We start from the raw sequence: 24,564 nt of genomic DNA on the forward strand, positions 1-24,564 counted from the left end.
TTGTAATCATTAAAAATTAGAAGAACCTAGGTGAACGATCATAACCCCCTTTAAGTCCGAATAAATCAATATCAAATAAAATGAATATTTCGTGTGAGCCTGAATTATAGTTGCTTAAATTGCTTGTTGTATAATCATAAGCATAACCGATTCTGAGTTGCGGTGTTACTTTAAAATTAACCAAGGCACTTACGGCATCACCCAATCTATAGCCCAAACCAGCTTCTAAACGTTCTTGAATTAACACATTGGCTGTTAAATCCATTGAAATTGGTGCACCACTGACTCCTTTTGCCATGAAGGCAGGTTTAAACTTCAAGTTTTCATTGATATCAAACACATAACCTCCCGTTAAGAAATAATGCACACTTTCAACGCCTGTGGCTTTAATACCGTTTTCATTTTCCAAATGTTTTGTTGATAACATATTTGGAGCGGACAAACCTACATAGTATTTATCGGTAAAGTAAAAAGCGCCAATTCCTAAATTAGGGAAAGTTCTACTGATGTTTTCGTTGAAGGCAATATCCGTACCTGGACCACCAGATTGTAAATTAATCCCATCGAAATTAGTATCAAAGATGGTAAATCCAGCTTTTAAACCAAAAGACAATTTGCTTTTTAAACCAACCGGCAATACATAGGCAAAATCTGCGTAGATATTATTTTCATTAACAATATCACCAATATTATCATTTGTGAAAGATATGCCCAACTCAATTTTATCATTAACTGGTGTATGGGCAAAAAAGGTTCCTGTTTTTGGAGCGCCTTCAAAACCAACCCATTGGGTTCTGTATAATCCCCCCAAGTTTAAAATACCTTCATCAGCCGTTGCATACGCTGGATTGATAACACTCATGTTGTACATGTATTGAGTGAATTGTGGATCTTGCTGCGCAAAACTTTGTAGTGACAAGAATGCCAAACTTATTAGAGCAGCTATTTTATGATATATATTTAAATTTTTCATCGTTTCTAAATTTTTGATTTATCTAAAAATTATCTGCTTAAGTATAAGCGTCCTTGTTTTGGTTTATTTGTACCATCGTTGAAATTGAAGATGTAGAAATAAACACCTACTGGTAGCTGCTTGCTTCCTAAAGCTCCAGATTGATTTGCTGTGCCATCAAAACGCGGTGTGCTGGCATTTCCTTTGTAAACAACCGTTCCGTATCTGTTAAAAATTTCAATACTAAAATTCGGATGCAGAATATCTAGATTGTTATAATCAAACGTATCATTAGTACCATCTCCATTCGGCGAAAACCCATCCGGCAAAACCAACTCTCCACATGAAGTTAAGTCTGGAGTGTAAGCTAAACGTACACTGCTTTCACAACCCGTTGTTGCATCATATAATGCTGCATAATAGGTAACCCCATAGCTTAATAAATCACCGCTGGTAAATAGTGAACCTCCTGTTGCAGCATCGTACCAAATAACATTATTTAGACTTGAATCGTATTCCACGATATTTTCAGTTAGCTCTAATATGGTTGGACTATCATTAATACATAATTCTAAATTAGAATTGACTAAAGTTGGTGTAGCTACATTATTTACTGTTGCCGTTATTTCAACACTTTGTGATGATTCACAACCTGAACCTGTAGTTTGCCTAGCGAAATAATCTTCGCCATCTAATAAAGCATCCGTTAGATTTAAAGGTGTTGTTGAGGTGGCATCTGCATACCAACTAATAGTTCCTGTTACTCGGATAGCTGCATTTAAATCTGCAACCGTTGGATTATTTGCTTGACAGAATTCCGGATTAGCATCTAAAACAATAGGAGCTGGACTATCGCTAATTGTAACCGTTATTTGTGCACTTGAGTCTGACAAACATGGCGACATAGCTGTAACTGTATAAGTGTAAATGCCCGCAGTATCAACCAATGGGTCAAATAATCCTGTTCCGCTTGTTAATGCTGGCGACCAAGTGCCTCCTGTTTGTGCGCTACTTCCTAAGAATGTAAATAAATCGGTAACGCCATCTATCACGCAAATGTTAGCTGTATTATCTGTTCCGGCATTTGGGGCTTGGGTTACTGTTACAACAATATCACTTGAAACAGTTCCACAAGCATTTGTTAATGAATAGGTATAAGTTCCTGCTGCATCCACTAATGGATCAAAAACCCCTGTGCCACTAGCTAAAGCTGGCGACCAAGTGCCTCCTAAATCTGCGCTTCCTATGAGTGTAAATAAATCTGTTGTGCCATTATTGCTACAAACATCCAAAACACCATCTGTTCCCGCACTTAAAGGTGCTTCAACAGTTATTGTTATAACCGTGCTATCATCAACACAAGGTGCTGAAGCTGTTACATAATAAGTGAATTGATAAGTTCCTGGTGTCACTTGAGTAGCATCAAAAATATTACCAATTAAAGCTCCCGTTCCGTCAGTATCTTGCCAAACGCCACCAGCATCTTGACTTCCATCTAAACCTAAATTCAAATTTATGCTAGTATTTGTGCTACAAGCGATGATTGGAGTTGCTGGATTTCCTGAGTTAGGTGATTGATAAATTGTTACATCTACAAGGGTTCTAACTGAGGATTCGCAACCAGTGATAGCATCCGTTTGGCTAGCGAAGTAATCTTCTCCGTCAACTAAAGCGACAGTTCCAGCTAAAGGTGTTCCTCCAGTAGCCGTATTATACCATTGAATGGCTGTTCCTGTTGCCACTAAATTTGCAACAGTTGCTGTATCGCAAAACTCTTGTGTTGCTAATGCTGTTGGTGCAGGTGTATCGTTTATAATTATTGAAACTGTTATGTTTATATCATCACATGTTCCAATGGCAGCGACATCATAAGTGAAATTATAAGTGCCTTGAGCTAAACCATCCAGTGTTACCATATTTCCTATTAGCAATCCTGTTGCATCATCGTCACTCCAAGTTCCTGTTTGGTCTTCCCCAGTTAATAAATCAAATAAATTATAAGTTTGTCCTGCTGTTACAGCTGTTATACAAAATTCAATAGGTGTATTAGCGGTTCCTGATTCTGGTGCATCTTCAACTGTAATGGTTACCGTTGAACTATTTGTACAATTATTTGGGTCTGTGATTGTATAAGTGAAACTGTATGAACCTATGGTCAGCAAGGTTAAATCAACATTACTTCCAGTTAAAGCACCAGTTGTGTCATCATCAGTCCAAGTTCCTCCAGCATCTTCTCCAGTTAATTGTCCGAATAAATCGATAGGTGAATTAGCCGTTAAATCATTTTCACAAAATACGGCTGCAATGGGAGTCCCTGTGTTTGGCAATGGATTAATGATAACTGAAACAGTAACCAATACATCATCGCAACTTCCTATAGCATCTACATCATAAGTAAAATTATAGGTGCTGGCAGTGTAAGCAGATAAGTCAACTAGATTAGCAATGGTAGCTCCTAAATTATCTGTTCCAACATACCAAGTGCCAGTTTGGTCTTCATCAGTAAGCAAATCAAATAAATTGAAATTTGTAGGCGCATCACCTTCACAAAATACTTCAGGTGCATTTGCTGTTCCAGACTCAGGTGCTGGTTGTACAGTTATTGTTATGGTTTCTGTATCAGAACACGTTCCATTATCAATAGTATAATTAAATGAATAAGGACTTCCTGCCACTGTTAGCGTTGTAATATCTAATGAGTTAGAAATGGTTACATTATTTGAGTCTGTCCAAGTACCACTATTATTATCTTGAGTTCCATCTAAAGCATCAAATAAATTGAAAGGCGAATTTGAAACTAAGTCATTTTCGCAGAATACTTGATTTACCGCATTACCAGCATCTGGGTTGGCCAAAATAACCACTTGAACAGTTGTTGATTCATCTGGACAAGGTGTTGATAAATTTTGAGTATATGTGAAATTATAGGTTGCTGGCGCTAAGCTTGTTAAATCAATAGTTGATGGATTTGCAACTAAAGGATCTGAACTTAAAGTTCCTTGAGTCCATTGACCTCCAGTATCTTCATTCTCTATAAGTGAAAACAAATCGAATGAAGTTGGCGCAGTAGATTCACAAAACGTAGCTGGGTTTGTTAACGAAACCGTTCCTGAAGTTAATATTTCATCTATTGTAATTATAATATTTGCTGAACTTTGTGGACAAACACCATTAGTTGGCACCGTATATATAAAAGTATGAATCCCAGCTGTTAGTGTTGAAATATCTACAGTCCCTTGATGTCCATTGGAGGTTGACAAAGGGCCTGACCACGATCCGTTTGTATCTGGAGCACCGCCAAGTTCATCAAACAAATCAAAAGGGGCAACTGGAATACTATCATCACAATATTCTAAATTACTTGGAGTTCCTGGGTTAAAAGGCGCATTGACAGTTACTACTACAGCTACGGGGTTGCTGTAACATATTAAATCTTCAACCCGAACATAGTATGTGTTTCCATTAATTAAAGGTGTAGACATTGGCAATGCCGGAGCTACCGTATCTGGATTATCATACCAACTAATATCCGGAGCCAATGTCCCAGGATCTAAATCGGCTATTGTTGGGTTAGAATCAGAACAAAATACTTGAGAGCTTATAGGGGTTGGGTCTGCCGGGGAAGCAGATATAATTGATTTTCCAAACTTGATTTGACTTGTACATGCCCCATCATCAAACACAATGTAATAATTAACAATACCATTTGCGATGACATCCGATGTATCAGCTTGATTCGTTAATGCTGAATCATAATAAACAGTTACACCAGAAGGAATGTACAAGGCCAATGCATCATCAATATAATCTTGTATCGTTGCATTTTCATTACTACAATAAAATTTATCTATAGAAGCTCCCGACGGCACTGGATCTACTTGAAAGGTTACTGTAATAGACTGTCTTGTGCCACTGCATGAACTAGGATTGCTATCTACATAATAAGTACCTTCTTGGACTAATTGCGTATTACTAATTGCGCTCCCTCCCGATAATGTATTGTACCACACAATACCATTGCCACCATCTGTAACATAATCAGAACTTAAATCAGTAAAAGTATATCCTGCAGCAGAGCAAATGATAGGACTGGAATTATTAACTGTTGGACATTGCGCATTAATTTTAAAAGCAGTCCACAGTAATACCATACTATAGATTGTAAAAAACTTTACATATCTAAATAAGTAGTTTATTTTCATAACATTGGTCAGTTATAGATTTGAGTTAATAGACATTTACATTATTTTAACTTTGTACAATTTCTTTCGATTATCTATACAAAATTCTTAATCGTAGTGCAATTTAACGAATTTTTTTGTATTTCAACGATATAATTTAATTTATTTTTACTTTTAATCGAAAAAATATGCTTTTAAACGGAAAAACCCATCCTTTTAAGAATGGGTTTTAATATCTATTTAAAATATGTCTTAGTGTTGAAGTTCTTCTTCGCCTTCTTTTAATGGTATATTTTGAGGTACAAAGTCGACATCATGTCCTGGCTTGCTATAATCATATGCCCAACGATATACGTGAGGAATATCACCTGGCCAATTACCATGCATGTGTTCAACAGGTGTTGTCCATTCCAAAGTAGTAGATTTCCATGGATTCTGAACGGCCTTCTTCCCATAGAAAATACTACTGAAAAAATTATATAAATAGATTATTTGTACAACACCACCCACTAACGCAAATATGGTTATTATAACATTTACATTGGCTAAATCATCGAATAAAGGGAAGTTGCTATTGGTATAATATCTTCGAGGCAATCCTGCCATACCTATAAAATGCATTGGGAAGAATACACCATAGGCACACACTGCGGTAATCCAAAAATGTATATAACCCAAATTCTTATTAAGCATTCTACCAAACATTTTTGGATACCAATGATATATACCAGCAAACATTCCGTATAGTGCAGAAATACCCATTACTAAGTGGAAGTGAGCAACTACAAAATATGTATCATGAACATTAATATCCAAAGCGCTATCCCCTAAAATGATTCCTGTTAAACCTCCAGTAATAAAAGTAGATACAAAACCAATGGAGAACAACATAGCAGGGTTCATTTGTAAATTACCCTTCCAAAGTGTCGTAATCCAGTTAAAGGCTTTTACAGCTGACGGAATGGCGATTAATAAAGTTGTAAATGTAAATACGGAACCAAGGAATGGATTCATACCAGAAATAAACATGTGGTGACCCCAAACAATGGTTGATAAAAATGCAATGGCCAGTATGGAGGCAATCATGGCACGATAACCAAAAATAGGTTTGCGTGAATTAGATGCCATAATTTCGGAAACAAGACCCATAGCTGGTAGAATAACGATATATACCTCTGGGTGTCCTAAGAACCAAAACAAGTGTTCAAATAATACTGGCGAACCTCCTTGGTAATGCAATACTTCGCCTTGAATAAATATATCAGATAAAAAGAATGACGTACCAAAACTTCTATCCATTATTAATAATAATGCAGCAGATAACAATACTGGGAATGATATGACTCCAATAACAGCGGTAATAAAGAAAGCCCATATAGTTAAGGGAAGTCTTGTCATAGACATTCCTTTTGTTCGCAAATTTATAACCGTTACAATGTAGTTTAAAGATCCTAATAATGAAGATGCAATGAATATAGCCATGGAAACCAACCATAAAGTCATACCCATCCCAGAACCGCCTTGAGCCATTGGCAAGGCACTTAATGGTGGATAAATGGTCCAACCAGCTGCTGCAGGTCCAGCTTCAACAAATAAGGAAATAACCATGATTACACTTGATAAAAAGAATAACCAATAGGACACCATGTTAAGGAAACCTGAAGCCATATCTCGTGCACCAATTTGCAATGGAATCAATAAGTTACTAAACGTACCACTCAATCCAGCCGTTAATACGAAGAATACCATGATAGTACCATGAATGGTTACTAATGCCAAATAAATGTCTGCATCCATAACACCTTCTGGTGCCCATTTTCCTAATAAGGCTTCAAAAAGCACATTAGGTTCTTCCGGCCATGCAATTTGCATACGGAACATCATAGACATTAATACACCTATAACACCCATTATAGTACCCGTAATAAGATACTGTTTGGCAATCATTTTATGGTCTTGACTAAAAATATATTTAGTTACAAACGTTTCTTTGTGATGATGATGTCCGTGGTCGTCGTGAGCTTCGTGTGCGTGATTATCTTCGTGTGCTGACATAATCTTATATCGTATTATTCTTTTTAATTAGTTTCTATTGGGTTACTGTTTCTGCGACCTCTGTGGTTGTCACTTCAATTAGGGTTTCCACTTCAGCTTCATTTGTCATGGAAGCTTTAAACGTTTTTTGTTCCTTAATCCAAGCATCATATTCTTCTTGGGTTTCAACAATAATTTTCATTTGCATGTTGTAATGCGATTTTCCACAAATTTTATTACATAACAGCAAGTAATCAAACTCATAAGGCTCTAAAGCTTCACCTCCATTTGCAACTAAATCTTTACTTTTTTCAACCCTAATCTTATTAATGTTTTTAACTTTATCTACAATCTCTTGTGTTTGTCTCATTTCTGCAGTTGTCACTGTTGGTGTAAATCCAAATTGAGTTATCATACCAGGCACACAGTTCATTTGCGCTCTAAAGTGTGGCATGTAAGCTGAGTGCAACACATCTTGAGAACGCATCTTAAACAATACAGGTTTTCCAACCGGTAAATGTAATTCTGTTGTAATAACATCATCTTGTGCATTAGGATCTGCTTCATCAACACCTAATATATTGGCGCGATCGATATCAATTAATCTCACATTGGCTTTACCTAATGTGTTATCATCTCCACCATATCTAGCCTTCCAGTTAAATTGCTGCGCATATAATTCAACAATTAAGGGGTCTTCACTTTCGTCCACTCCCATGATGTTTATCCATGTATTCAAACCATAAATAATCAATCCAGCCAAAACAATTACTGGAATGATGGTCCAAATAAATTCTAACTTATTATTATCCGCAAAAAACAATGCTTTTTTACCTTTTTCACCTTTATACTTATATGCAAAATAGTGTAATAAAAATTGTGTAACTGTTTGCACAAAAAAGATAAGTACCATAGAGATAATCATCAAATTATCTATTTTAGGACCATGTTCCGATGCTGAATTTGACATTAATGGCAAATCACCCCATTTAACAAAACACACTATGGTAATGATGTATATGAAAGCCAAAAAGCCCATCATTAAATATGCATTGATTGTATTATCCTTATCGGTCGCTACTTGAGAATTTTCATTTTTAGCTTGGGCCAAATCGAATATCTTCACAATTTGCCAGATAGCAACTAAAATGAATATTAAAACTATAATTGTTAATAAAGTAGTCATTGTTCTCTCTCTTCTTTATTTAAATCTTATTAATAATGGAAATCTTTGCTTTCTTTTATAAGTGGGTTGCCTTTTGCGAGTAATGGTGCTTTAGTTAAAGCTGTAAACACAACAAATATGAACAATCCAGCAAATAATAAAATGGAACTTATTTCTGGAATACCTATAAACCATCTATCACCTACAGTTGCTGGCATGATCATCACAAAAATATCAATGTAATGTCCTGCAAGTATCACTAATCCAGCCATCACAACAAACCAAGGAATACGCTTATAATCGGCATTCATCAACATTAAAATTGGGAACACAAAATTCATAACCACCATACCTAAGAACGGTAATTTGTAATCATTGAAACGTGTTACAAAGTATGTTACCTCTTCTGGTATATTGGAATACCAAATAAGCATAAACTGTGAGAACCATAAATAGGTCCAGAAAATACTGAATGCAAACATAAATTTGGCAACATCATGTAAATGGTTTTCATTAACAAACTCTAAATAATTTCTAGACTTTAAATAAATAATCATCAAAGCAAGTACGGTAATACCACTTACAAACATAGATGCAAAAACATACCAACCAAACAATGTACTAAACCAATGTGGATCGACACTCATAATCCAGTCCCAAGACATCATGGATTCTGTATAAATAAAGAACACTAAAAATGCCGCAGAAATACGAAATGTTTTCTTAAAGTTGCTAATATCATCCGCATTATCTTGAGCGATAGAAAATTTACGAGCAAAATGTCTGTATAAACTCCATCCAGCTATGAATATGATGCCTCTAACAGCAAACCAGCCTATATTTAAAAACCCTGCTTTTCCTTTGATTAATTTATCATGCTCAACCACTTCAGGATCCATCCATACAAATAAATTGTAGTGTCCAATAGTTCCTGATGCTAAAGCAATCGCTAAAACAATCAGCGCTCCTGGCAATACGTATGCGGTAATCCCTTCCATAACCCTAAATAAAACTATGGACCAACCAGCTTGAGCGGCAAATTGTATCGCATAGAATGCTAAAATACCTAAGGCAATCATCATGAAGAAAAAAGCCGCTACATACAATGCAGACCAAGGTCTGTTTGCAATTTGGTGCATAACATGTTCTGCATGCTCATCATCATGATGTACATCGGCAGAAGCATGATTTCCTTCTTCATGGGTTCCATGACTTTCAACAACAGCATGACCTTCTCCATGATGCCCTAATGCCTCTTCAGCAAGCATTGTTTTTACTTCTTCCAAAGATTTATTAGACGTCATAAAACCATAGCCCACGCCTAATACTCCTAGAATTATTAGAATGAAAGAAAATGTCTTTAATTTATTTGAAAATGTGTACATATCTTATATAATCTTACTTTTCTAAATCTGCTTTTAACTGTAACACATAGGCTACTACTTGCCAACGTTCTTCAATACTAAGTTGGTTAACATAAGAACCCATAGTATTTTTACCATAGTGAATCGTATGATAAATACTGCCTTCTGTAATAGCTCTTCCGGCATCATTGTATGCTGGAACACCTAATATTTTTTCTCTTTTTACCAAATTTCCTTGTCCATCACCTTGGTTTCCATGACATATACCACAGTAAATATCATATAAAGCTTTTCCTCTTTCTATATCAACTTTTGTTGAATCAAGCGGACTTTTTAAAGTGGCTTTTGCTAAATCGTATCCTTCAATAGTGTTGTCTATATCAAATGGTACAAATCCTCTAGGAACCGAACCTTCAGCTGGCACCCTTGAGGCCATCCCATTTTCAAACATGGCATTCTCATTGTAAGTCTCATAGCCAACAGATTCATACATGTTAGGCATAAACTGGTAATTAGGCCTCGTATCTTTTTTACATGATACAACAGCTACTAAAACCATCACTATTGTTATTATTTTAATTAAGCTTTTCATCTGTATTATTAATGTGCTTTATCAACTATATTAATTTCTACTGCGCCCGTTTCCTTAAGCAAACTTTCAAGTTGTTCTTCGTTTCCATCAACTGTAATTTCCATTAAGAAATGATCATCAGTAGTTCTTGGATCTGGGTTCTCAGCTTTTTTAAATGGCCACATTCTGCTTCTTAAGTAAAATGTAATAACCATTAAATGTGCTGCAAAAAACACAGTTAACTCAAACATAATGGGCACAAAGGCAGGCATGTTTTCTATATAACTAAAACTTGGTTTTCCACCAATATTTTGTGGCCAATCTTTAATCATTATAAAATTCATCATCACAATAGCAACCGTCAACCCAACAAGACCATACATGAATGATGCAATGGCAATTCGTGTTGGTTCTAGTCCCATGGCTTTGTCTAGCCCGTGCACTGGAAATGGTGTATAAATTTCTTCAATATGATATCTCTCTGCCTTAACTTTTTTAACAGCCGACATTAATACATCATCATCGGTATAAATAGCGTGAATTACTTTTGAAGCTTCCATATGCTACTTGTTATTTTTTGTTTCATTAATTGAATCTCCAGATGTTCTTGCATCAGCACCAGTTCCTACTAAACTGCCACCTGCTTCTCTAATCTTTTTATATTTTTCTCCTGAAGATTTTAAAATGGTTTTAACTTCTGCTTGGGCAATTACCGGGAATGTTCTTGAGTACAATAAAAACAACACAAAGAAGAATCCAATAGTTCCAATAAAAATCCCAATATCAACAAACGTTGGGGAAAACATCGTCCAAGAAGAAGGTAAATAATCCCTGTGTAATGATGTTACGATAATTACAAAACGCTCAAACCACATTCCTATATTTACAATGATGGATATAAAGAATGAAAACATGATGCTTGTTCTTAATTTCTTGAACCACATAAATTGTGGTGAGAACACGTTACAAGTCATCATGGACCAATATGCCCACCAGTAAGGTCCTGTTGCTCTATTTAAGAAAGCATATTGTTCGTACTCAACACCTGAATACCAAGCAATAAATAATTCAGTAATATAGGCCACACCTACAATAGAACCCGTAATCATGATAACGATGTTCATCAATTCGATATGCTGTACTGTAATATAATCTTCTAGATTACACACTTTTCTCATAATAATAAGTAGTGTGTTTACCATAGCAAAACCTGAGAATACCGCTCCAGCAACAAAGTAAGGCGGGAAAATGGTTGTATGCCAGCCGGGAATCACCGATGTAGCAAAGTCAAATGATACAATGGTATGCACAGAAAGTACTAAAGGCGTCGCTAAACCAGCAAGTACTAAAGATACTTCTTCAAAACGTTGCCAATCTTTTGCTCTTCCCGACCATCCAAAACTTAATAATGAATATATTTTCTTTTGAAAAGGTTTTACAGCTCTATCACGTATCATGGCGAAGTCAGGTAATAAACCAGTCCACCAGAACACCAATGACACCGATAAATATGTTGAGATAGCGAACACGTCCCAAAGTAATGGTGAGTTAAAGTTTACCCAAAGAGACCCAAATTGATTCGGAATTGGTAACACCCAATACCCTAACCAAGGACGACCCATGTGAATGATTGGAAATAAACCTGCTTGAACAACTGAGAAAATGGTCATCGCTTCCGCAGAACGGTTAATCGCCATTCTCCATTTTTGACGGAATAATAATAATACCGCAGAAATAAGTGTTCCTGCGTGACCAATACCAACCCACCAAACGAAGTTAGTAATATCCCAGGCCCAACCAACGGTTTTATTTAAACCCCAAGTTCCAATACCTGTAGATATGGTATAAATAATACATCCAATTCCCCAAAGAAAAGCGGCTAGTGCAATAGAAAAAACTATCCACCACTGTTTATTGGCTTGTCCTTCTATAGGCCTAGCTACATCCACGGTAACATCGTGATATGATTTTTCGCCTGTAACTAAAGGTCTTCTAATAGGTGCTTCGTAATGAGACGCCATAATCCTTTTATAAGTGTTTCTTAATTAATTTATGCTTCTGTTGTATTTCTCACTTTAGTTTGATACATCACGTTAGGTTTTGTTCCAACGTGCTCTAACAAGTGATACATACGATTATCTTCTTTCAGTTTCGCAACCTTACTGCTCTTATCATTAATGTCTCCAAAAACCATGGCACCATTATTACAAGCTGCAGAACAAGCTGTATGGAATTCTCCATCTTTAATTTCTCGTCCATCACGTTTGGCATCAAGAATGGTTTTTTGTGTTTTTTGAATACACATAGAACATTTTTCCATAACACCACGAGAACGCACTACCACATCTGGATTTAAAACCATACGCCCTAAATCATCGTTCATATGGTAATCGAACTCATCGTTACCAGCATATAAGAACCAGTTAAAACGACGTACTTTATATGGACAGTTGTTTGCACAATATCTAGTACCAACGCAACGGTTGTAAGCCATGTGATTTTGACCTTGACGACCATGAGACGTTGCAGCAACTGGACAAACAGTTTCGCAAGGTGCATGATTACAATGTTGACACATGATTGGTTGGAATGCTACTTGTGGATTTTCAGAAGCATTTTCCATTTCACCAAACTCGCTTAATGAACTTCCTAAACCAGAAATATCTTCTTTTTTCTTGTTATCACCTTCAAAAGATGTTTCAGATGAATAATATCTATCAATACGCAACCAATGCATATCACGGCTACGACGAACTTCTGTTTTACCAACTACTGGCACGTTATTTTCAGCGTGACAAGCTATAACACAAGCACCACAACCTGTACAGGCATTTAAATCGATCGATAAGTTGAAATGATGCCCAATAGAACGATCAAATTCATCCCATAAATCTACTTCTGGTGAAGTTACTGCTGTTTCCTGATGATCTAAAGATACTTTAGGAACTTTATTCCATCCGTGTTCTTCATCTTCTTTATCATAGGTACTGAAAACCAATAGAGAAGTTTCTTTAATGATATCGCCACGACCCATCAATGTATTGTGTAACTGGACTGAAGCAAACTCATGCTCTCCAGCAGCTTTTTCAATAGTTACATTTTGTACACTATTAAAATTATGATATAATGCATAGGCGTTCACACCTGTTTGCATTTCTTCTTTTAAACCTTTTGTTTTACCGTAGCCAAGTGCTAAACCTACAGAACCTTTTGCTTGTCCTGGTTGAATCATTACCGGAGCAATAACAGACGTTCCATTAACGGTCAATTTAGCATAACTACCATTCAACGCACCATTGGCAACATGAATATTTTGCAATCCTAAAGTATCGGCATCCGCTTTAGAAATGGTTAAATAATTGTCCCAAGATGTTCTTGTAATTGGGTCTGGAAACTCTTGTAACCATGGGTTATTGGCTTGTTGCCCATCACCCATACCAACTTTGGTATATAGTGTTAATTCTAAGCCATTACTTTTAGCTGAAGCAGCTAATGCATTTGCAGCATTTCCTGAAGTTGTTTCAACAGTTTCTTCTACTGTTGCTTTAGGAGAGGTTGTATCTGCTGTTTCTGTAGCAATAGTTCCAACAAAAACACCGTCGTGTAATGCTTGGTTAAAAGAACTTCCTCCTAAAATACTTGAACCCCAAGCATCTTTAATATAATCATGATAAGACATGTCATTACCATTCCATTTTAACAACGCTTCTTGAAATTGTCTTGTGTTGAATAACGGACGAATGGTTGGTTGCGTTAACGCATAATGTCCTTTTTTAATTTCCACATCACCCCAAGATTCTAAATAATGAGGTGCTGCTGCAATATATTGTGTTTCTGATGCGGTTTCATCTGCTTTAAGAGAAAACGCAATAGATAATTCTGTTTTTTTCAATCCTTCAGCAAAATCTGAAGCATTTGGTAAGGTGTATAACGGATTCACGCCACTCATGATGATAGCACCAACCTTACCTGATTTCATATCAGCAATTAAAGCCTTCACGTCATTATCATTCCCTTGTCTGGTTTTAATTGGCGTGGATGCATCAAATGCTTTACTGCTTAAAAACGCATTGATTTCTAAAGCGACCGTTTGTGCATTCACATCTTGAATACCAGTAACTACAACGGCATCACTACCTGCTTTTTTCAATTCGTTAGCAGCGCTTTTAACAGCTTTATCAATGGCTTCTGGCAAACTTCCAGAAACTGATCCACCAACCACATAACTGTATAATTTAGCCAAAGCTAATTTTTGTTGGCTTGGTGTTAAAGGCACACGCTTATCTGCATTAGCACCAGTTAAAGACATATTAGACTCAAACTGAATGTGACGAGACATTTTGCCGTTTTGAGGAATTCTATTTTTTGAATATCCTGAATCAAAACCACCACCTTGCCAATCTCCTAAGAAATCTGCACCAATAGATACAATGGTCATGACTTTAGAGAAATCGTAATTGGCTAATCCGCGTTCTCCATATTTAGCTTGGTAAGCATCAAGAGCAGCAGATTCTGAAACAGCATCATACACTACATGACGAACATTACCATATTTTTCTTTAAATTCAGAAATTAACTTACTTGTTGATGGGCTAGCAAAAGTTTGTGTTAATAGTACAATTTCTTTTCCAGCAACTTTTAAATCCGTTAATTTTTGATTGGTTTCTTTATCAAAAGTACTCCAAGAAATAGATTCTCCACCTTTGGTTGGACCTTGAACTCTTAAACTGTCATACAATCCCAAAACGGAAGCATTTACTCTAGCATTCGCACCACCATTGGTAGTTGCCATGGTATTGTTTTCTATTTTAATTGGACGACCCTCACGAGTTTTTACCAAAACACTTGCAAAATCAAATCCATCAGCAATAGTAGTTGCATAATAATTAGCTACTCCTGGGATAATTTCTTCCGGCTGAACTACATAAGGAATGGATTTAACCACAGGGCCTTCACAAGCAGCAAGAGATGCCGCAGCAGTACTAAAACCTACAAATTTTAAGAAATCGCGACGAGTTGTAGATGTTGCATCCAATAAATTTTTATCGCCTAAAAATTCATCTGTAGGTATTTGTTCTACAAACTCGTTTTGTTTTAGCGTCTCAACAATAGAGCTATTTTCGTTTAGCTCTTCAACACTTTTCCAGTATTTCTTGTTTGATGACATATTTATAAAATAGTTATTAGTTGTTAGTTGTTAGTTGTTAGAATGTCTCTAAAGCTAAAACTGTTTTTTTTTAATTTAATAATGACACTTACCACATTCCAAACCACCCATTTGAGCAGCTGTCAATTCTTCTACACCATACTTTTTAGATAATTCCTCGTGTATTTTTGTGTAATAAGCATTGTCTTTTACATTCACATTGGTTGTTCTATGGCAATCAATACACCAACCCATTGTTAATGGAGCAAATTGTTCAACAACTTCCATTTCTTGAATAGGCCCGTGACATGTCTGACATTCTACACCGGCAACAGTAACGTGTTGTGAGTGATTAAAATAAACAAAGTCTGGAAGATTATGAATACGAACCCACTTAACTGGTTGCGTATTACCTGTATATTTTTGTGCTGCATCATCCCATCCAACAGCCTTATACAGTTTTTTGATTTCGCCATCATAAAACTCTTTAGAATACTCTGGAGTAGTTTCCCCATTGTACTCATAAATGGATTTATGACAATTCATACACACATTTAACGATGGAATTCCAGAATGTTTACTTGTTCTTGCAGAAGAGTGACAATATTTACAATCGATGCCGTTATCGCCAGCATGAATTTTATGTGAATAGTGAATAGGCTGAACTGGCTGATATCCTTGATCTACTCCAATTTGCATAAAATATCCATATACAAAATAAGCACTTGTTAGTAAAAAGAATATGGCAACAACCAACATTAAAAATTGGTTTTTAACAAAGGCTTTCCATAAAGGAGTTCTTTTAGCTTCTTCTGGTAATTCGATATTTTGAGCAGCAGCAAAACGACGCAATGTTTTGTTTACCACATACAAGCCAGCAGCCAATAATATAAATAAAATAGCTAAAGCCCCTAAAATAATCTCATTTGAAATACCACTACCTGAATTTGTATTTGATTGAGCATCTGCACCAGCTGCAGTTTCAACAGAAGCAGGAGCCGCTTTTTCTTCTGCTGTGTATGCTAAAATATCACTAATATCTTGATCGGATAACTGTGGAAATGCAGTCATCGCCGTTTTATTATACTCGTTGTAAATTTTATTGGCATAAGCGTCACCAGACTTAATTAAGCCTGCGCTATTGTGAATCCAATCGGCAATCCATTTTCTGTCCAATCCTTGCTCATCAGCCAAACGTGCTTCTAAATTACGAAGAGCAGGACCCGTCATTTTCTTATCTAATTGGTGACAAGCAGCACAATTGGCGTTGAATAATGATTTTCCTTTTGCTGGATCGCCTTCTTGAGCAGAAATCGATGTTGTAAACGCTAATAAAATAATTAAGCCTAAACGAAGAATGCTTTTACTTAACTTACGGTGAATCACCTGTTTCATATTGTTGGTTAAATTAACTTCTAAACTTTGGTATGATTTTTTCTTTCAATAATAGAAAAAACACAGTTATAAAATCTCAGGCAAAAGTAATATTAAAAGTCGATTTTAGAAACGCTAGTGAAGCGTAATTGGTAATTTAGAGGGATTCTAAATAATAAAATGAGCCGTAATTAAGTTTGTAACGTATACATTTGTATTAATATATTTGAAAATGAAAACATTGAATTTAAAAACAACCGTATTTGCTATTGTTTGTTTCATTTATGCATCAAATCGTTGTGATGCACAACAAGGATCAGTTTCTGTAAATCAAGATAAAAAAATAGTCACTTTATTGGATCTAAAGAAAGATATGAATAAAAATGAAAGTGATACCGATCGGTATAAAATTCAAATTTATTCAGGGAATAGAACTACTGCAGAAACTTACAGATCTGATTTTAATTCAAAATTTGATAAATGGAATTCAACCATTCAATTTGAAACGCCTAACTACAAAATTTGGGTTGGGAATTTTAGAACTAAAATAGAGGCCGATAGGGCTTTAAAAGAAATAAAACAAAAGTTTTCAAGTGCTTTTGTTTTCAAGCCTAAGAAGTAAAATTTTTAATTTTTCTTTCAAACAGTTTAATGACTCTTAATATTATTGATCTACGTTTTGTGAAGGTTTTTCTATTTTCTTTATTATAATCTTCGTAATCACATTTATTTAATTTTTTTGGAATATTTTTAAAACGATTATTAGACCCATGCATACTATAATCACAAATAGAATAATTTTTATTTGTTTTATTATCTATGAAGTAGAATGGTGAAGAATCATTAAATGTCCTTACAGAAATATCACAATTATCAACAACATACATTTCAATGCAAAACAATAAATAATTATCCTTTACAAATTGAAGTGTATCTTTAAAATCGTTATTTGAATAAAATTTATTATTGTTTATTTTATAATTTTGATCATTAGAGCAATAAAAAACCGAATTATATTTAAAATTATTTAATTTATTAATAATGGTTTTTTCACCCATACTTTCATCCAACTTTTTATTTAGTCTATCTGTTCTTCTTAAATGTAAGCCTATGACAGGCTTTTCTAGTTGATTCAAAATTTCATCTCCAATATTTTTTATTTTCTCAGTTGGTGCTACTAATGGTATTATAAATTTCACTCCAACACCATGATACAACTTTGCTAAACTAATCACATTTACATTCAAATTTTTTAAACTCCAAAAACTATCATTTTCCAAATTTCTTATAACCAAAATTTTATCACAATCATAGGCGAAACCTTTGTCTTTTATATTTAAAATATCGTTTTGACTTATATTTTTCTCTATTTCGTAAAAATTTTCCTCAAATATATAATTGACATTTAATTTATCAATATTAAAATATTCATTAACCATGTATGTTTCAATATTTTTCCCATTATTAAATTGTGATCCTAATTTAAACTTTGGAATGACTGCAATCCTGTTACTTAATTTAGCTTCTGCTAATAAGAGCATTAAACAGGATCTTCTGTCTGATAATCCTTCACCATGTTTTACTAATGTTTTATAATATAAATATTTCATCGTAAAGTGATTTAAATTTTCTAAAAAACCAAAATAGAGTTAGGAATTATAGTTTAAAATATATACTATTAAAATTGCACGTGCTTGAGTAAGTAAATATAGGAAATAAAAATTGTTAATTATATTAAAAAACAGCGGTAAAAAGAGTAGCTACTTTGATGAAAAATAAATTAAAACAAACTACCTAAGCATATTCCACTATAACTTTTTATAAAATATTTCCTATAAAATACTTATTAATTTTCTAATGACTAGAAATAAAAAAAAAGTTAATTGCGTTGAAGTTTAATATTCAATCAATACGAATCATAGAATACCAATTACAAGCCAAAATCAGGTAAATATTCAAAAAATTATTATTAAATATTTAATATATCTCTTTCTTCAGCTTATATAAAAATGCGAACAAATGGAGTTAAATTTAATAATTATTTAAGTTTCTTTTTTACTTCAACTTCATGAAATGCTTCAATAATATCACCTTCGTTAATATCATTGAAATTCTTAATTTGCATACCACAATCAAAACCTTTAGTAACTTCTTTGGCATCATCTTTAAATCTCTTTAACGATGTTAATTCCCCCGTGTGAACAACAACACCATCTCTAATTAAACGGATGCTGGAGTTTCTAAATATTTTACCGTTGGTAACCATACAACCTGCAATACTACCAATTTTAGTGACTTTAAATATTTCCCTAATTTCAGCCGTACCCGTAATTTCCTCTTTAAGTTCTGGAGATAACATACCTTCCATTGCATCTTTAAGATCATTGATGGCATCATAGATAATCGAATATGTTCTGATATCAATTTCTTCTTTATCGGCAATCGATCTTGCATTTCCAACAGGACGCACATTAAAGCCTACTATAATAGCATCGGATGCAGATGCCAATAACACATCACTTTCCGTAATAGCTCCAACACCTTTGTGTAATATATTGATTTGAATTTCTTCAGTAGATAATTTTTGGAACGAATCTGTTAATGCTTCTACAGAACCATCTACATCTCCTTTAAGAATAATATTCAGTTCTTGGAAATCTCCTAAAGCAATACGACGACCAATTTCATCAAGGGTAATGTGACGCTGCGTTCTAACAGATTGTTCACGTTGTAATTGAGCACGTTTGGAAGCTATTTGTTTTGCCTCACGTTCATCATCAAATACATTAAACTTGTCTCCTGCTTGTGGCGCTCCATCTAATCCTAAAATAGATACAGGTGTTGACGGTCCAGCAGCGACAACGTCATTTCCACGCTCATCATGCATGGCTTTTACCTTACCGCTATTTTTTCCTGCTAACACATAATCACCAACACGCAAAGTTCCTGCTTGAACTAATATGGTTGCTACATAACCACGCCCTTTATCAAGGAAAGCTTCCACAACGGTTCCAGTGGCATTTTTATTCGGATTTGCTTTAAGCTCTAATAATTCGGCTTCAAGTAATACTTTTTCTAATAACTCTTTAACTCCAGTCCCTTTTTTGGCAGAAATATCATGCGATTGGATTTTTCCTCCCCAATCTTCAACCAATAAGTTCATTTGAGCCAATCCTTCTTTAATTTTTTCAGGATTTGCATCTGGTTTATCAATTTTATTGATTGCAAAAACAATAGGCACACTTGCTGCTTGCGCATGCGCTATAGCCTCTTTAGTTTGAGGCATAATATCATCATCCGCAGCTACAACAATAATTGCTAAATCCGTTACTTGTGCACCACGCGCACGCATCGCGGTAAACGCTTCATGACCTGGCGTATCTAAGAACGCTATTTTTTGACCACCTTCTAGTACAACGCCGTAAGCACCAATATGTTGGGTAATACCTCCCGATTCTCCCGCAATAACATTTTCCTTACGGATATAATCCAATAGTGATGTTTTACCATGATCTACGTGACCCATGACGGTTACAATAGGTGCTCTAGGCAATAAATCTTCTTCTGAATCTTCTGTTACTTGAATGGATTCTTCTATATCGGCTGTAACAAATTCTACTTTATACCCAAATTCATCAGCCACAATGGATAAGGTTTCGGCATCTAAACGCTGATTCATAGTAACCATCATTCCAAGCGACATACATGCAGAAATAATTTGCGTTACTGGCACATCCATCATGGTAGCTACTTCGCTAGCCGTAACAAACTCGGTAACTTTCAATATCTTACTTTCTGCTGCTTCTAGCTCAAGATTTCTTTCGGTTTGGTCTCTATGATAATCCCTTTTCTCTCTTCTATATTTAGCTCCTTTTCCTTTAGAACCTTTTCCTTGTAATTTTTCAAGTGTTTCTCTTACTTGTTTTTTTACATCTTCGTCACTTGGTTCTTCTTTTAAAATAGGGCGTCTTGCTTGGCCAGGTTTATTATTACCTTTAAATCTATCATTTCTGTCATTTGGGCCTGGAGCTGTGCGTGGTGAGGCATCAGCAGTTGGTCTTGCTGGATTATTATTACCAGTTTGAGGTCCTCCCGCTTTACTAATTCTACGACGCTTTTTCTTATTGGCAGCATTCGCATCATTTGGTTTGGCTTCAGGTTTTTTATCTTCCTTCTTCTTCTTTGGTTTATTAAACTGACTCAAATCAATTTTATCACCAGATATTTTAGGCCCTGTAAGCTTTTGGTATTTTGTTACTAATGTTTCTTCTTCTGGAACAACCTCTTGTTCTTCTTTTACCGTTTCTTTAGCAACAGGTTTAACAACATCATTTTTTGGAATAATGGCTTCTGGTTTCTTAAACTCAGGTATTACTGTTTCAACCTTTACCTCCTTAGGGTCTTTAACCTCATCCTTAACAGGTTCGGGTTGCTTAACAACTTCTTGTTGAACAACTTCCTGTTTTACAGGCTCGGGCTTTACTTCCTTCTTTTGTGGTTCTAAATCTATTTTACCAACTTGTTTAGGACCAGAAAGTATTCTCGTAGCTTTATAAATTTCGTCTCTTTTGGCGGCTTCTTTTTGTCTTTCTTCAATTTCACGCTCACGTTGCTCACGCAACACTTCCTTTTCTTTAAGTTTTGCCTCACTGACTTCTATAGATGCCACTTTTTTATTTGCATCTATTTGAAATTCATTAGAAAGAAGCGTGTGAATCTCCTCTGATATTTTTGTATTCGGACTCTTTTCTATTTCCACGCCTTTGTCTTTTAAAAACTCCGTTGCGCGATCAATAGAAATATTGAGTTCCCTTAATACTTTATTTAATCTTACTGTTTCAGCCATAAATTGCCTTTAAAATACTCAAATATATGTTATTCTTCAAATTCTTCCCTAAGAATCCTAATAACGTCATTAATTGTTTCTTCCTCTAAATCTGTTCTTTTTACCAAATCTTGAACATCTTGTTCAAGGATACTTTTAGCAGTATCAAGTCCAGCTTTACTAAATTCTTTAATAATCCATGCTTCAATTTCATCAGAGAACTCAGATAATTCTACATCTTCTTCAGCACCTTCTCTAAACACATCTATTTCATAGCCGGTTAATTGACCAGCTAAACGAATATTATGTCCACCTCTACCAATAGCTTTACTTACTTCCTCTGGTTTTAATATGACCTCAGCACGTTTTGTTTCTTCGTTTATTTTAATGGAAGTCACTCTAGCTGGGCTTAAAGCTCTGGTAATATAAAGTTGCAAATTGTTTGTATAATTGATAACATCAATATTCTCATTCCCTAATTCGCGAACAATTCCGTGAATTCTAGACCCTTTCATACCCACACATGCTCCAACAGGATCGATTCTGTCATCATAAGAATCTACAGCCACTTTGGCTTTTTCTCCTGGAATTCTTACCACATTTTTAATGGTTATAAGTCCGTCAAAAACCTCTGGAATTTCTTGTTCAAACAATTTTTCTAAAAAAGCTGGGGAACTTCTAGACATAATGATAGTCGGTTTTGCACCTTTAAGCTCCACACTGTCTATAACCCCTTTAACGTTATCTCCTTTTCTGAAAAAGTCGGATGGAATTTGTTTCTCCTTTGGCAAAACTATTTCATTGCCTTCATCATCCAATAAAATAACAGCTCTGTGACGTATATGATGTACTTCAGCAGTATAAATCTCGCCAATTAAATCTTTAAATTGCTTGTAGACTATGGTATTGTCGTGTTCATGAATTTTAGAAATTAAATTTTGGCGCAATGCTAAAATAGCTCTTCTACCTAAATCCACTAATTTTACTTCCTCAGATACGTCTTCACCAACTTCAAAATCTGGTTCAATTTTACGTGCTTCAGATAATGAAATTTCTTGGTTAGGTTCTTGAACCTCCCCATCTGCGACCACAACTCTATTTCTCCAAATTTCTAAATCTCCTTTATCTGGGTTAACAATAATATCAAAATTGTCATCATCTCCAAATTTCTTCTTTAGTGCGTTTCTAAAAACATCCTCTAAAATAGCCATTAACGTTACACGATCAATTAACTTGTCGTCTTTAAATTCTGAAAAAGATTCAATTAACGCAATATTTTCCATACTCCTTTTGAATTAAAATTTAATCATCACTTTTGCTTCTACAATATCTTGATAAGCGATATTCGCTTGTTTTTTCACTAATACTTTTCCTTTACCAATAGCTTTAGCCTCTTTCGCTTTCCACTCTAGGGTAATCTCGTTTTCGGTGGCGTTTACCAAAACCCCTTCTATAACATCCGAAGTTGTTTTTACCTTGAGCTCACGAGACTTATTTTTTACATATTGCCTTTTATTAACCAAAGGGGATGTGGCCCCTGCCGACATAACTTCTAGTGAAAAATCTTCTTCCTCTCTATCAAGGTTATGTTCTATAGCGCGACTTACAAACATACAGTCTTCTACGGAAACACCTTGGTCGCCATCAATAACAACTTTTATATGATTATCTCCCTGGATAGAAAAATCGATAAGAAACAAATCACTTCGTTCCAATAGGGCGTTTTCTAATAAATTTTCAACCTTGGTCTTAAACATTTTTATTATAAAAAGAGGGGACTCCTTGTCCCCTCATATTTCTGTTTATCCTAACAACGGCGCAAATATATAATATTATAATTGATTTTTAAAGTAATAATTTATAAATTTATACGAATCTTACCGCCATCAATCATGAAAAAAATACTTGTCCCTACTGATTTTTCTACGCAAGCGGAAAACGCTTTAAGAGTAGCTGCGCAACTAGCAAAAAAACACCGTTGTGGCATTCACTTATTACATCTTATTGAATTACCACTTCAAAAAGTAGACCCTATCATTGCCAACAACGATTTACCTGAAGCTATTTTTTTTATGAAATTGGCAAGCAAACATTTTGAAACATTACTTAAAAAAGAGTACTTAAAAGGCATAACCATATACCAACATGTTGAGTTTAATGACATATTTAAGGGTGTATTTCACATATGCGAGAAAAATCAAATTGATTTAATAATTATGGGTTCTAAAGGATCTAGTGGTCTTTCGGAAATGCTTATTGGCTCCAATACAGAAAAAGTAGTCCGCACATCTGAAGTCCCCGTTTTAGTAATTAAAAAAGAACATGAAACTTTTAAAATAGATAATTTTGTATTTGCATCGGATTTTAATGATGAAAGTAAAATACCTTACACAAAGGCTACTGATTTCGCCAAACTTTTTAAGGCAAAAATCCACCTCCTAATGGTAAATACCCCAAATAAATTCATGACCACTCTTGAAGCGGAAGAACGCATGCTAAACTTTACCAAACACATAGATTTCAAAAATTTCACCATAAACATATATAATGATGAAACCATTGAAAATGGCATTATGAATTACGCAAAATCCATCAATGCCGATTTAATTGGCATGAGCACACATGGCAGACAAGGCATTTCCCATTTTTTTAATGGCAGCATTAGTGAAGATTTAGTGAACCATGCTAAAAGGCCTGTTATGACATTTAAAATATAAATTTTATATAAAAACAAAAAATCCTGACTCTTAACAGAATCAGGATTAACAATTATGTTGGCTTACTAGGGCTCGAACCTAGACTCTTCTGGACCAAAACCAGACGTGTTGCCAGTTACACCATAAGCCAATGTGTAATTGAGGGTGCAAATTTAGCACAAAGTTTTATTTGAACAAGCATTTTTTAAAAAATAATCTTGAATACTTAACGTTTACTTAAAAGCATTATGCTATT

Annotated in this window: 16 protein-coding genes and 1 tRNA gene; 2 read left to right on the top strand and 15 right to left on the bottom strand. The window is 34.9% G+C overall.

Annotated features, from left to right (window positions below; all coding sequences use genetic code 11):
- Positions 1–16 precede the first annotated feature (16 nt).
- The 10 genes from CDH50_RS01745 to CDH50_RS01790 form a co-directional block, all read right to left on the bottom strand.
- A complete protein-coding gene (locus CDH50_RS01745) occupies positions 17–973 on the bottom strand; it encodes a PorP/SprF family type IX secretion system membrane protein (RefSeq protein WP_100610160.1) in 957 nt (318 codons plus the stop codon).
- Between the two features lie 29 nt (positions 974–1,002).
- Positions 1,003–5,154 (bottom strand): gliding motility-associated C-terminal domain-containing protein, encoded by a 4,152-nt coding sequence (locus tag CDH50_RS01750; RefSeq protein WP_100610161.1) that lies wholly within the window; start codon positions 5,152–5,154, stop codon positions 1,003–1,005.
- Between the two features lie 231 nt (positions 5,155–5,385).
- Positions 5,386–7,188 carry a cytochrome c oxidase subunit I gene (locus tag CDH50_RS01755; RefSeq protein ID WP_100610162.1) on the bottom strand — a complete coding sequence of 601 codons (1,803 nt, stop codon included), beginning with the start codon at positions 7,186–7,188 and terminating at the stop codon, positions 5,386–5,388.
- Positions 7,189–7,222: 34 nt separating this feature from the next.
- Positions 7,223–8,353 carry a cytochrome c oxidase subunit II gene (locus CDH50_RS01760; RefSeq protein WP_100610163.1) on the bottom strand — a complete coding sequence of 377 codons (1,131 nt, stop codon included), beginning with the start codon at positions 8,351–8,353 and terminating at the stop codon, positions 7,223–7,225.
- 29 nt (positions 8,354–8,382) lie between these two features.
- On the bottom strand, positions 8,383–9,717 hold the full coding sequence (locus CDH50_RS01765) for a quinol:cytochrome C oxidoreductase (RefSeq protein WP_100610164.1): 1,335 nt from the start codon (positions 9,715–9,717) through the stop codon (positions 8,383–8,385).
- A 13-nt stretch (positions 9,718–9,730) separates the two neighbouring features.
- A complete protein-coding gene (locus tag CDH50_RS01770) occupies positions 9,731–10,288 on the bottom strand; it encodes a c-type cytochrome (RefSeq protein WP_198513419.1) in 558 nt (185 codons plus the stop codon).
- An 8-nt stretch (positions 10,289–10,296) separates the two neighbouring features.
- Positions 10,297–10,827 carry a DUF3341 domain-containing protein gene (locus CDH50_RS01775; protein ID WP_100610165.1) on the bottom strand — a complete coding sequence of 177 codons (531 nt, stop codon included), beginning with the start codon at positions 10,825–10,827 and terminating at the stop codon, positions 10,297–10,299.
- 3 nt (positions 10,828–10,830) lie between these two features.
- Positions 10,831–12,288, bottom strand: coding sequence for an NrfD/PsrC family molybdoenzyme membrane anchor subunit (nrfD, locus tag CDH50_RS01780; RefSeq protein ID WP_100610166.1), 1,458 nt, complete (start codon positions 12,286–12,288; stop codon positions 10,831–10,833).
- Positions 12,289–12,317: 29 nt separating this feature from the next.
- The gene (locus CDH50_RS01785) at positions 12,318–15,434 is read right to left on the bottom strand and encodes a TAT-variant-translocated molybdopterin oxidoreductase (RefSeq protein ID WP_100610167.1); all 3,117 of its coding nucleotides are present in this window, start codon (positions 15,432–15,434) and stop codon (positions 12,318–12,320) included.
- 75 nt (positions 15,435–15,509) lie between these two features.
- Complete coding sequence (locus tag CDH50_RS01790; protein WP_100610168.1) at positions 15,510–16,808, bottom strand: c-type cytochrome; 1,299 nt, start codon at positions 16,806–16,808, stop codon at positions 15,510–15,512.
- Between the two features lie 211 nt (positions 16,809–17,019).
- On the opposite strand from CDH50_RS01790, the gene CDH50_RS01795 reads away from it, so the two are divergent.
- Positions 17,020–17,409: an SPOR domain-containing protein gene (locus CDH50_RS01795; protein ID WP_100610169.1), complete on the top strand. Its 390-nt coding sequence runs from the start codon at positions 17,020–17,022 to the stop codon at positions 17,407–17,409.
- On the opposite strand, the gene CDH50_RS01800 is transcribed toward CDH50_RS01795, so the two are convergent.
- The 4 genes from CDH50_RS01800 to rimP form a co-directional block, all read right to left on the bottom strand.
- On the bottom strand, positions 17,399–18,397 hold the full coding sequence (locus tag CDH50_RS01800; protein ID WP_100610170.1) for an O-fucosyltransferase family protein: 999 nt from the start codon (positions 18,395–18,397) through the stop codon (positions 17,399–17,401). The two genes, CDH50_RS01795 and CDH50_RS01800, sit on opposite strands and share 11 nt — an antisense overlap.
- A 428-nt stretch (positions 18,398–18,825) precedes the next feature.
- Positions 18,826–21,633: a translation initiation factor IF-2 gene (infB, locus tag CDH50_RS01805; protein ID WP_100610171.1), complete on the bottom strand. Its 2,808-nt coding sequence runs from the start codon at positions 21,631–21,633 to the stop codon at positions 18,826–18,828.
- Between the two features lie 29 nt (positions 21,634–21,662).
- On the bottom strand, positions 21,663–22,895 hold the full coding sequence (gene nusA / locus CDH50_RS01810; protein ID WP_100610172.1) for a transcription termination factor NusA: 1,233 nt from the start codon (positions 22,893–22,895) through the stop codon (positions 21,663–21,665).
- Positions 22,896–22,907: 12 nt separating this feature from the next.
- Positions 22,908–23,369, bottom strand: a complete 462-nt coding sequence (rimP, locus tag CDH50_RS01815) for a ribosome assembly cofactor RimP (RefSeq protein ID WP_100610173.1) — start codon at positions 23,367–23,369, stop codon at positions 22,908–22,910.
- Between the two features lie 135 nt (positions 23,370–23,504).
- Between rimP and CDH50_RS01820 the strand changes: the two genes are divergently transcribed.
- Complete coding sequence (locus CDH50_RS01820) at positions 23,505–24,329, top strand: universal stress protein (protein WP_100610174.1); 825 nt, start codon at positions 23,505–23,507, stop codon at positions 24,327–24,329.
- A gap of 57 nt (positions 24,330–24,386) precedes the next feature.
- On the opposite strand, the gene CDH50_RS01825 is transcribed toward CDH50_RS01820, so the two are convergent.
- Positions 24,387–24,459 (bottom strand) — tRNA-Gln (locus CDH50_RS01825).
- Positions 24,460–24,564: the final 105 nt, after the last annotated feature.

The organism is Confluentibacter lentus (assembly GCF_002806995.1).
GTDB lineage: Bacteria > Bacteroidota > Bacteroidia > Flavobacteriales > Flavobacteriaceae > Confluentibacter > Confluentibacter lentus.

Coding starts and splice junctions, on each gene's coding strand:
- CDH50_RS01745 (WP_100610160.1), bottom strand. CDS start 973: ATGAAAAATTTAAATATATATCATAAAATAGCTGCTCTAATAAGTTTG.
- CDH50_RS01750 (WP_100610161.1), bottom strand. CDS start 5,154: ATGAAAATAAACTACTTATTTAGATATGTAAAGTTTTTTACAATCTAT.
- CDH50_RS01755 (WP_100610162.1), bottom strand. CDS start 7,188: ATGTCAGCACACGAAGATAATCACGCACACGAAGCTCACGACGACCAC.
- CDH50_RS01760 (WP_100610163.1), bottom strand. CDS start 8,353: ATGACTACTTTATTAACAATTATAGTTTTAATATTCATTTTAGTTGCT.
- CDH50_RS01765 (WP_100610164.1), bottom strand. CDS start 9,717: ATGTACACATTTTCAAATAAATTAAAGACATTTTCTTTCATTCTAATA.
- CDH50_RS01770 (WP_198513419.1), bottom strand. CDS start 10,288: ATGAAAAGCTTAATTAAAATAATAACAATAGTGATGGTTTTAGTAGCT.
- CDH50_RS01775 (WP_100610165.1), bottom strand. CDS start 10,827: ATGGAAGCTTCAAAAGTAATTCACGCTATTTATACCGATGATGATGTA.
- nrfD (WP_100610166.1), bottom strand. CDS start 12,288: ATGGCGTCTCATTACGAAGCACCTATTAGAAGACCTTTAGTTACAGGC.
- CDH50_RS01785 (WP_100610167.1), bottom strand. CDS start 15,434: ATGTCATCAAACAAGAAATACTGGAAAAGTGTTGAAGAGCTAAACGAA.
- CDH50_RS01790 (WP_100610168.1), bottom strand. CDS start 16,808: ATGAAACAGGTGATTCACCGTAAGTTAAGTAAAAGCATTCTTCGTTTA.
- CDH50_RS01795 (WP_100610169.1), top strand. CDS start 17,020: ATGAAAACATTGAATTTAAAAACAACCGTATTTGCTATTGTTTGTTTC.
- CDH50_RS01800 (WP_100610170.1), bottom strand. CDS start 18,397: ATGAAATATTTATATTATAAAACATTAGTAAAACATGGTGAAGGATTA.
- infB (WP_100610171.1), bottom strand. CDS start 21,633: ATGGCTGAAACAGTAAGATTAAATAAAGTATTAAGGGAACTCAATATT.
- nusA (WP_100610172.1), bottom strand. CDS start 22,895: ATGGAAAATATTGCGTTAATTGAATCTTTTTCAGAATTTAAAGACGAC.
- rimP (WP_100610173.1), bottom strand. CDS start 23,369: ATGTTTAAGACCAAGGTTGAAAATTTATTAGAAAACGCCCTATTGGAA.
- CDH50_RS01820 (WP_100610174.1), top strand. CDS start 23,505: ATGAAAAAAATACTTGTCCCTACTGATTTTTCTACGCAAGCGGAAAAC.